The 368-nt window shown below is 57.3% G+C and carries 1 protein-coding gene; it reads right to left on the reverse strand.

The features are described 5' to 3' along the window. Positions 1-368: Tn3 family transposase (locus ACODS0_RS28025; protein ID WP_488838513.1), on the reverse strand; the 368-nt coding region annotated here is incomplete at both ends.

The following is a 368-nucleotide window of genomic DNA, read 5'->3' on the forward strand; positions in this document are numbered from 1 at the left end:
TGCCGCGTGGCACAAAGAGGTGGCGCTGTTTGAGTTCCTTCAACCGCGGGCAAAGATCAAAACCAAGCAAACGGGCATGTGACATGGCAAAGTCGGTGTAGCCATGGGTATCCACAGCAAGCTGGCTGGTCTCCAGCTTTTCTTGGCGGATGACACCTTCAATGGCCACGCCCGCCTGGCGCTCATTGAGCACAAAGGGCTGCGCATGGAAGATGCCCCACCGGTCTTTTACATGGGAGTAGATTCCAATGGAAGGTGTGTTGCGCCGAGGATCAAGCCGGGCTTGCCACACCCGTTTGGTGGTCTCCATGCTCATCATGTCAGAAGATGCCAAATCGGACCGCCCCCAGGTGGCGGCAATCGGGTGT

The organism is Acidovorax sp. FG60 (assembly GCF_057808995.1).